An 8647-nucleotide genomic window follows, 5' to 3' on the forward strand; every position below is an offset into this window, starting at 1 on the left:
CATATGACCCATGCGATCCACCCACGCTATGACGCAGCGCTGTGGTCTCCGGGACCCTTTGAACCTCGGGAGCGTTGAGATGCTGGTGTTGTGCAGAGAGCCTGATCGTTTGGACGATGGCAAAAACAACCGCCGTACAGGCCGTTCGTTGTTCGCAGAGGGCCTTGCGCCTCAGCCATCTGTGGACATGCGTGCCGTATTGCAACTTGTCGCATTGGACGTGCGGGTGCGACAAGGAGGTATTGGCCAGCACACAGCCGACCACCTCAACGAGCGTCTTCTGAACACGCTCAAAGCGGCCTATCAACTGAACACGTCGCGGCTGCAATGGCTCAATGTGCTGGATGTGCAAACGTCGCTCGAGCGGTGGGTTCATGTTGTTCGTGCACGCAAGGACAGTACGCCGGCCCTGGATCTGCGCAAGCTCGAACAATGCATGATCGAGGTGCGTAGGACGGTGGTGCTGGCAGGGGCGGCCTGGAACCAGGCTGGACCGGCGTTCACACGTCTGACGCGGCTGTTGCCCGTGCAGCTTGAAGACGCGGCGCCCCACTTCGAACCAATCGAATTTGCCGAGATGGAGCGTCTGGCCCGCATTGGCGAGTCAACCCTTTCCGGAGGGCAGACGCTGTCACCATTTTCAAAGGCACGGGAGCGCTATCAGAAAGCGGCCGCCGAGGTCGCTATGGCCGTTGTCAAGGTCGAGCAGACCAGCAACGCGTTGCGATTCGCGGAGAACGCTTTCAGGGTGGGCGCGCGTGATGCGCATGAGTTTGCCTCGGCACTCATCGAGCACAACCAGCAGCGGCGTGAGTTGATGCAGAAATCGGCACGTGCATGTGTTGCAAGGTACGCACTGTATGCGTTGGCTCAACTGCTGCCCGAGCAGTTGGGTCTGAGGTGATCGGTTGAGCTGACCGGCGCCTGCATCAATGCATGGTGGCAGGAAACTCGTCCTGGTTCGGCGATGAGCGAAACCAGATGCCCGCGAAGCAGCTGTAGCGGGGCATGTCACTGCGGCGAATCCCGCGATCGATCATTTTCTCGATTTGCGGCATCTCGCTGAGGATGGCCGTCGTCGACATGTCCCAGCGCATCACCTTGACGAATGCGGCATAGATCTCCCGCCCGGAGGGACGCATCCCCACTGGACGCACGCTGATGGAAACATGGTCATCGGTGAGGCCCACACTGCGAAAACAATGGGAGATCAGTGTCTTGTAGTCGTCTGGAATCGAGAGCGGATTCAGCTCCGAGTCGATATCGTCGTGCGACTGCATCATTTCGTCGTGCTTGAAGCCCAGGCACTTGATAACACCCCGGGTCACTGCGTGCATCACTTTCATGGCTTGCCTCTTTTACTTTGTAAGTCCCGATCGCATCCACCGTACAAACCGGCGGGAGAGCGATGACCATGGACAAAGTATCGAGGGGGCGGATGCCGCGCTCAATAATGCGGGTGCACTATTTTTGGTTACTTTTTGCGGTGACCATTCGCGAGGGTCACGACGGTATGCGGCTAAAGGTTGCCGTCCACGTCCGGGGCTTCGGCGAGGCCCGATTTGATGGCGTACGCTGCGATCTCTGCGCCGTTGTGCAGGCCGAGCTTGATCATGACGTTTTGCCGGTGCTTGCGCGCGGTGAGGACGCTGATGTGCAGGGCATCCGCGATTTCCTGGTTGCTGCCACCTTTGGCAATCAAGCGCACGATCTGCTGCTCTCTGGGCGTGAGCATCTGGGAGGTTTCTGACCCCTCCGTCGAGCGGTTCGCTGAAGAGCCCATGGCTTTGGCGACTTGCGGGCTCACATACCGGCGGCCCGACAGCACCGCGCGAATCGCGTCCAGCAACTCATCGCCTTGTTCGTGTTTGAGCACGAAGCCATCGGCCCCCGCGGCGAAGGCATTGGTCACCGAGCCCGGATAGACATTGCCCGTGACGACAAGAATGCGGGTGGGCGGCACAGCGCGCTTGACCTTTCGGGCCACCTCGATGCCCGAGCTGTCGCCAAGAGCGAGGTCTAGCAGCAGCAGATCGGGGCGGTGCAGCCGCACAAGCGCCTCAACTTCGCTGCCCAAAGCGGTTTCCCCCACGAGTTTGAAGTCGCCATTGGCGCTGAGAAGCATGCCAATGCCCTGTCAAACCAGGGCGTGATCTTCAGCAACGACGACTTTGATCATGTGCGATATCCCGTGAGGGGTAAACGATCATTCCCTGACAAGGTGTTGATGTTGTAGCTCTACAGGGCTGTGCAAGCGGGCGTTCGGAACGGGCAGGCTTACACACAAGCACAAGTGGCGAGGGACCACTCGACTGTGATTGAGGATAGCCGATTCACGTCCCACGACCCTTTACGCTTTCAAGCGCCGCAGAAATCTCCCGCGCACAGCGTCGGACTTCCGTTGCAAAGCCTGCCTCGTCGAACTGCTTCAGTTCGAACACGAGGCTGACGCCCGCCACAACCTGTCCTTCCCAGAAGACGGGTGCTGCAATGCCGACGCGGCCCTGTGCGACTTCCGAATCGGTGCAAGCGACGCCGGCCTCGCGGATGGCCTTCATCTGTTTGGCGAAGTCCTTCCATCCCCCCAGACCAACGGATTCGCGGATCGCCTGTTCGTTATTCAGATACAGCTGCTTGAGCGCGCGGTCGCCGAGGTGCGCCAGGATGGCCTTGGATGTTGCACCTTTGAACATCGGCAGAGCGACACCGCGTTCATAGGTGGACGACGGGGGATGGTCGGTCCCCTTCACCTGGTGCACGCACATCACCTGGTCCCGAAAGCGACGACTGATCAGCGCTACCGCGTGCTGCGTGGTGCGCGACAAGAGGGCGAGCATGGGTTCCGACGCGGCCTTCAACAGCGGATCCCCCAGGCGCATCAGGAGGTCGTAGCGGATGAAGGCCGGGCCGAGCATGTATTCGGAACGCGCCGACAGCGCCAGAAACCCCAGGTTGCTCAATTCCTTGACGTCCCGGTAGGCGGAGCTGATGGACACGCCCATCTCGGCAGCGATCTCTTCCACGGTCCACAGCGTCCTCCGCTCGAACAGCTGAAGGATGTGCAGCGTCCGGTTGCGCGTACGGATGCCCGGGTCGGTATTCGAGCTGACATGTTTCGCACTATCTTCCATTTTGATATTATTCGCACTCATTGCAAAAATGTACTCGCTCCAGCTTGGTGCGATTTCCACTAGGAGGCACATTATGGGTTCCGATCGAGCGCGGATTCCGGTCGCTCTGCTGACGGGGTTCCTGGGCAGCGGCAAGACGTCCTTGCTCAACCGTTGGCTGCGCGACCCCGCACTGTCGAATGCCGCAGTGATCGTCAACGAGTTCGGCGACATCGGCATTGACCACAACCTCATTGCCAGCAGCAACGACAACACGATCGAGCTGAGCACGGGTTGTCTGTGCTGCAACGTCCAGGGCGATCTGGTCGAAACCCTTCGCGACCTGCTCGACAAGCGCAACCACGGCGCGGTTCGTCCTTTCGATCGGGTCGTCATCGAGACCACGGGGATGGCCGACCCCGGCCCGGTTCTCCAGGCCCTCATGACCTTCCCCGTGGCCACGGGCTACCGCCTGGCCCAGGTGATCACGACGGTGGACGGCGTCAACGGCGGTGCCACGCTGGACGGTTTCAGGGAGTCCACCAAGCAGGTGGCCGTCGCGGACCAGTTGGTCGTCACCAAGATGGACCTGGCCGGCCAGCAGCAGGCCCAGGCGTTGCTGCTGCGGCTCAAGGCGCTGAACCCGGGCGCCACGGTGAGCTGGGCCACGCAGTCCGAGGTGCCGTGCCTGGAGGTTTTGAGCGACCTGGACGTCTACGCGGCGGCCACGCCGGCCCCCGCGATCCGGCGTTGGCTCAACGCCGAGGCCCCTGCGGACCATCCGCGCTACCGCCCGATGGCCGCGGAAACGTCAGAGCGCCACAGCGAAGGCATCGAAACGTTCACGTTGATGTACGACGAGCCGCTGGTCTGGAAGGAACTGGCGGCCTGGCTCGATGCGCTGGTGATGGCACACGGCAACGACTTGCTGCGCGTCAAAGGCATCCTGAACATCGCCGGCGAGGCCCGTCCGATCGTGGTGCACGCCGTGCAGCACCTGTTCCATCCACCGGCGCCCCTGGCCGCGTGGCCTTACGAGGACCGGCGCTCGCGGCTGGTCTTCATCACCCGTGGGCTCGGTCGCGCATTCGTCGAGAACATTTTCGACGTCATCCGCGGCCGCGCCGCTGTTCCCACCCCTCTCGTTACCCACGCTCAAAAGGAGAGCATCGCATGGACACTTTGATCCGCAATGGACTGATCGTCACGCCCCAGGGGCGCCGCATCGCATCGATCGGCATTCAGGATGGCCGCATCGCCGGCATCTACGAGGTGGGCACCGAGCCCAATGCCAAGGAAGTCATCGAGGCCGACGGCCTGGCCGTTGTGCCCGGCGCCATCGACATGCATTCGCACCACCGCCAGGGCTCGCTGCCGGGCTTCGAATACAAGGACACCATCTACACCTCCACGCAGCAGTGTGCGGCCGGCGGCGTGACCACCAGCGTGGCCATGCCCAACGTGCAGCCCCCGCCGAACTCGCTGGAGTTGCTGGAGCGCCAGTACGACATCTACCGCAGCGATGCGATCGTGGACTGGAACTTCAATCCGGCGCCGACCATCAGCGAAGAGATGCCCGCCATGGCCGACACGGGCATCGCCGCGTTCAAGATTTTCATGGTCGTCGACACGGGCCGCGACTACCCGCACATGCCCGGCATCGGCGTGCACGACCACGGCAAGATCCTGGAGATCATGCAGCGCTGCGCCGAGCTGAACGTGCCGCTGATGGTGCACCCCCACGACCAGGCGCTGATGGACGTGATCGAGCAGAAGTTCTGGGACCGCGGCGAGCGCGACGCGCTGGCCTATGCCAAGGCCTATGCCGCGCACGACGGTGTGATCTGGGAGACGGCCATCGCCACGTTGCTGCGCCTGCAGCGCGCCTCCGGCTGCCACCTGCACATCCTGCACACCCAGACCGCCGGCAGTGTCGATCTGATCCGCCAGGCCAAGGCAGCCGGCCAGAAGGTGACCTGCGAGATCAACCCGTGGGCGCTCTTCCTGGGGTGCGAATGGGCAGCGATCCAGCGCCTGGGCTCGTACGCGCTGTCGTACTGGGTGCCTGAGAAGAATGTCCCGGGTCTGTGGGAAGGCCTGCGCGACGGCACCATCGACATCGTCGCGACCGACCATGCGCCGCACACGCGCGAGGAGAAAGAGATCGGCTGGAAGGACGGCTGGAAGGCCCACACCGGCACGCCTTCGACGCAGTTCTACTACAGCATGTTCATGACCGCCGCGCTCGAGGGCAAGATCAGCCTGGAGCGTGTGGTCGAGGCTTGCAGCGCCAAGCCGGCCGAGCTGTTCAAGCTGGAGAACAAGGGTGCGCTGAAGGTTGGCGCGGATGCCGATCTGGTGCTGGTCGACCTGGAAAGGGAATACGAGGTGCGCGACGAAGACGTGCTCAGTCTGATCGGCTGGAGCCCGTATGCCGGCCGCAAGCTCAAGGCCAAACCGGTGCGCACCGTGGTGCGTGGAACCACCGTTTACCTGAACGACAAGGTGATCGGTCAGAAGGGCTTTGGCCAGCAGGCCAAGGCGGTTCGCGAGCCGGTCGGCGCGCTGGCCTGAGCGGTCCCATCCAACGCCCATCAAGGATTTGCCATGAAACGACGTTCCTTCGTACAGAGCACCCTGTTGTTGCCCGCCGTGGGCGGCCTGGGTCTATCCAGCACCGCCGTACAGGCCCAGAGTTGGCCGGAGCGGCCCATCACGATGGTGGTGCCCTACCCGGCAGGTGGCAACACCGACTTCGTCGCCCGCATGACGGCCGATTACCTCAGCCGCGCGCTGAATGTGTCGGTGGTCGTGGACAACCGCGCCGGAGCGGGTGGCACGATCGCGTCGATGCAAGCCGCCAAAATGCCCGCCGACGGGTATTCGGTGTTCCTCGCTTCCATCGCCCAGATCTCGCTGGCGCCGTTCCTGTACAAGATCCGCTACGACCCCATCAAGGACTTTCTGCCCATTGCCAATGTGGCTGGCAATCCCCAGGTGGTGGTCGTGCCTGCCGCTTCGCCCCACAAAACGCTGAAGCAGCTGGTGGACCATGGCCGAGCGAATCCGGGCAAGCTCCTGATGGCGCATGCGGGCACCGGCTCGATGTCCTTCCTCGCTGGCGCGGCGTTCCTGAAACGCGCGGGTATCGATGCCGTCATGGTGCCGTACAAGGGCGGCGCGGCTGCCATCGCCGACACCATCGCGGGGATGACGGAGGTGTACACCGCCAACATCTCTGAAACACTGCCCTATCTGCAAAGCGACCGCTTGCGTCTGCTGGGCGTGACCAGCCCGCAGCCCGTGGCAATGCTCCCCGGTGTTCCCACCATCGCGTCCATGTTCCCGGGATTCCAGACGGAGACATGGAACGGCTTGTTCGCGCCGGCGGGGCTCCCGACGCCGATTGCCGAGCGTCTGGCGGCCGCGGTGGCCAGGATGTTCTCGGATGAGGCGGTTCTGGCCAGGATGTCCAAAGCGGGTCTCATTCCGCAGACCGGTCAACAGTCGCCCAAGGACTTCGCGCACCGGATCCAGAACGATATCGATCTCTGGCGACCGGTGATCAAGAGCATCGACGTCAAGCCCGAGTAACCGGCACATCGGGTTCCCCGCGCCCCTTCGCTCAAGCAAAGAAAAAGGCCCGCGCTCCCTGAGGAGCGCGGGCCTTTGTCCGCAAAAGCGTGTTTTGCCGACTTAGAACGGAATATCGTCGTCCATGTCGTCAAAGCCGCTGGACTGGCGCGCAGGCGCAGACGCCGCGGGCGCTTGCCGAGGGGCTGCGGGGGCTTGTGCCCGCGGTGCGGCCGCGGGGCGCGAATAGCCGCCACCGCCACCACCGCCTTCGTCGCCACCGCCCATGCCTTCGCGGCCGCCCAGCAGTTGCAACTCGGTGGCAATGATGTCCACCGTGTTCTTCTCGACACCGGATTGGTCGGTGTACTTGCCGTACTTCAGACGGCCTTCGACGTAGATCGGGCGGCCCTTCTTGACGTATTCGCCGGCGATTTCGGCCAGGCGGTCATAGAACGTGACGCGGTGCCACTGGGTGTCTTCGATCATCTCGCCGCTGTTCTTGTCCTTGCGGCGGCTGGACGTTGCCACGCTGACATTGGCCACGGCCTGGCCGGAGGGCAGGTAGCGGATTTCGGGGTCGCGGCCGCAGTTGCCGACGAGGATGACTTTGTTGACGGATGCCATGGTGGTGATGTCCTGAAGAGAGTGCCGGGGGCCCTGAGCGGGCGCGGCCGAGAAACAGCCTGACATTGTGCCGCAAGTGCCACGCAGATCGTTTCGTCACCCGACGCGATCTACCCAGCCGGAGGGGGAAGCTCAGCGCGTGCGCGTTGGTGCCTGCATCGGCCAGGCCACGACCAGCCATGCCAACGTGGCCACCGCACACACGGCAAACACGCCTTCGGCGCCGTGCGCCCGCGCCAGCCAGCCGCCCACCGCGCCGCCGGCGAAGAAGCCGACGGATTGCAGCGTGTTGTAAACCCCCAGCGCGGCACCCCGCGCGTGCGGCGGCGCCAGCCGGGACACCAGGCTGGGCTGGCTCGCCTCGAGCGTGTTGAACCCGACGAAGAACACGAACAGCAGCACACCCAGTGTCCACAGACCGGGTTGCGCGTCGGCGAACGCCCACAGCGCGAGCTGCACCGCGCCGATCAGGGCAATGGCGATCAGGAACGCGGTGCGCAAATGTCCTCGGCGTTCCATGGGGAAGAGCACACCGCCCATGACGAGCAGCGAAGCGGCCACGGCGGGCAGGTAGACGTGGCCGTGGTCCGCCTTGGGCAAGCCGGCGGACACCAGCATGGCCGGCACCGCCATCCACATCGCCAACTGCACCGCATGCAGCACGAACACGCCCAGGTTCAGGCGCAACAGGCCGCGGTGGCGCAGCACCTCGGCCAGGCTGGTGCGCCATTGCTGCAGCTCCGACGGCCGGTGTTCGCGCGGCTCGGGTGGCGCGACCCAGATCACCACGGCGATGGCCAGCAACGCCAACGCGCCCGTCATGGCAAAGATGCCCGACAGACCGACCCAGCTGGCCAGCATCGGCGCCAGCACGAGGGACAGCGCAAACATCAGGGCGATGCTGGCGCCCACCATGGCCATGGCCTTGGTGCGCACGGTGTCGCGCGTCACGTCGGCGAGGAAGGCCGTCACGGCGGCGGAAATGGCACCGGCGCCCTGCACCGCGCGGCCGATGGCCAGCCAGGTGAGATCGGGCGCCCAGGCGGCGATGCCGCTGCCCAGGGCGAACAGCAACAGGCCACAAACGATGACGGGCTTGCGGCCGAACCGGTCCGACGCCAGGCCCAGGGGAATCTGCAGAAAGGCCTGGGTCAGCCCGTACAGCCCCATGGCAAAGCCCACGCGGGCCGGGTCGTCCCCGCCGGGCAGGCGCGCTGCCTCCAGCGCGAACACGGGCAGAACGATGAACAGCCCGAGCATGCGCAAGGCAAACACCAGCGCGAGCGAGGCGCTCGCGCTGGTGTTTGCCTTGCGCATGCTCGGGCTGTTCCTGTCTC

Annotated in this window: 9 protein-coding genes; 4 read left to right on the forward strand and 5 right to left on the reverse strand. The window is 64.0% G+C overall.

Annotation, left to right across the window (positions count from 1 at the left end; genetic code table 11):
• Nucleotides 1–79: 79 nt before the first annotated feature.
• Nucleotides 80–904, forward strand: coding sequence for a hypothetical protein (locus tag FFS09_RS27490; protein WP_137922087.1), 825 nt, complete (start codon nt 80–82; stop codon nt 902–904).
• A gap of 25 nt (nt 905–929) precedes the next feature.
• Here the strand turns inward: FFS09_RS27490 and FFS09_RS27495 are convergent, their stop codons facing one another.
• The 3 genes from FFS09_RS27495 to FFS09_RS27505 all read right to left on the reverse strand — a co-directional run bounded on the left by FFS09_RS27495 (nt 930) and on the right by FFS09_RS27505 (nt 3131).
• Nucleotides 930–1346 (reverse strand): hypothetical protein, encoded by a 417-nt coding sequence (locus tag FFS09_RS27495; RefSeq protein WP_137922088.1) that lies wholly within the window; start codon nt 1344–1346, stop codon nt 930–932.
• A gap of 173 nt (nt 1347–1519) precedes the next feature.
• Nucleotides 1520–2125, reverse strand: coding sequence for a LuxR C-terminal-related transcriptional regulator (locus FFS09_RS27500; protein ID WP_252374542.1), 606 nt, complete (start codon nt 2123–2125; stop codon nt 1520–1522).
• Nucleotides 2126–2333: 208 nt separating this feature from the next.
• Complete coding sequence (locus FFS09_RS27505) at nt 2334–3131, reverse strand: IclR family transcriptional regulator (protein WP_171020226.1); 798 nt, start codon at nt 3129–3131, stop codon at nt 2334–2336.
• Between the two features lie 73 nt (nt 3132–3204).
• Between FFS09_RS27505 and FFS09_RS27510 the strand changes: the two genes are divergently transcribed.
• The 3 genes from FFS09_RS27510 to FFS09_RS27520 are packed head-to-tail and all read left to right on the forward strand — an operon-like array spanning nt 3205 to nt 6704.
• Nucleotides 3205–4296 (forward strand): CobW family GTP-binding protein, encoded by a 1092-nt coding sequence (locus FFS09_RS27510; protein ID WP_137922090.1) that lies wholly within the window; start codon nt 3205–3207, stop codon nt 4294–4296.
• Nucleotides 4284–5684: a dihydroorotase gene (locus FFS09_RS27515; RefSeq protein WP_137922091.1), complete on the forward strand. Its 1401-nt coding sequence runs from the start codon at nt 4284–4286 to the stop codon at nt 5682–5684. The genes FFS09_RS27510 and FFS09_RS27515 overlap by 13 nt, the downstream gene beginning before the upstream one ends.
• Nucleotides 5685–5717: 33 nt before the next feature.
• Complete coding sequence (locus FFS09_RS27520) at nt 5718–6704, forward strand: Bug family tripartite tricarboxylate transporter substrate binding protein (RefSeq protein WP_137922092.1); 987 nt, start codon at nt 5718–5720, stop codon at nt 6702–6704.
• A 102-nt stretch (nt 6705–6806) separates the two neighbouring features.
• Here the strand turns inward: FFS09_RS27520 and ssb are convergent, their stop codons facing one another.
• Nucleotides 6807–7310 carry a single-stranded DNA-binding protein gene (gene ssb / locus FFS09_RS27525; protein WP_137922093.1) on the reverse strand — a complete coding sequence of 168 codons (504 nt, stop codon included), beginning with the start codon at nt 7308–7310 and terminating at the stop codon, nt 6807–6809.
• A gap of 132 nt (nt 7311–7442) precedes the next feature.
• The gene (locus FFS09_RS27530) at nt 7443–8627 is read right to left on the reverse strand and encodes an MFS transporter (protein ID WP_137922094.1); all 1185 of its coding nucleotides are present in this window, start codon (nt 8625–8627) and stop codon (nt 7443–7445) included.
• Nucleotides 8628–8647 lie beyond the last annotated feature (20 nt).

Origin of the sequence: Hydrogenophaga sp. 2FB (genome assembly GCF_005503365.1) — a bacterium.
GTDB lineage: Bacteria > Pseudomonadota > Gammaproteobacteria > Burkholderiales > Burkholderiaceae_C > Hydrogenophaga.